Raw genomic sequence first — 547 nt, 5'->3', positions numbered from 1 at the left:
GCCTCTAGGGCATCAATCATTACATCATCCATTAATCTTATATAAGGAAGGTTGACTTCATCTGCGAAGACTTGGCCAATTGAGGTTAGTGGCTCATTGCAAAGAACTCGTTTTCCGATGGGAGTGGAATAATAACTTTGTCCTGGGCTTAATTCGATAGCATCAATGGCTTCAGGGCTGGTTTGTTTTTCGTACTGGTTTCTGTGGGCCTCATAAAATTCTAATGTCGAAAGCCAGGTATCCTGAGCATTTAAAAAATAAGAATATTTCGAGGCACGCTCATCGTAGGTATTATAATCTACTAATAGCTGCTCACCAGGCGCTATTCTTCTTGTTGCTACTAATATAACTCGTTCTTGGTTATCAAGTTGAGTACTTACGAATTCTACATTTGCATGATTATCTGAAAAATTAATATAACGAGTAAAATTACCCTTAATGCGAGCGTCAATAATTTTATCAGCTATCATCATAGCATAACTTCTGTCAGCGTCAGGGGTGGTTTCTAAATACCGATCAAATTCCTGGTGTGTAAATACTTGACCAG

General features: G+C 38.4%; 1 protein-coding gene. It reads right to left on the bottom strand.

Translation table 11 applies throughout. The features are described from left to right. On the bottom strand, positions 1-547 hold a 547-nt coding region (locus IEX97_RS13425; protein ID WP_188883580.1), incomplete at both ends, for an SET domain-containing protein-lysine N-methyltransferase.

Origin of the sequence: Paenalicyclobacillus cellulosilyticus (assembly GCF_014647315.1) — a bacterium.
Classification (GTDB): domain Bacteria; phylum Bacillota; class Bacilli; order Alicyclobacillales; family Alicyclobacillaceae; genus Alicyclobacillus_J; species Alicyclobacillus_J cellulosilyticus.
This window is presented reverse-complemented; position numbering and strand designations above follow the sequence as displayed.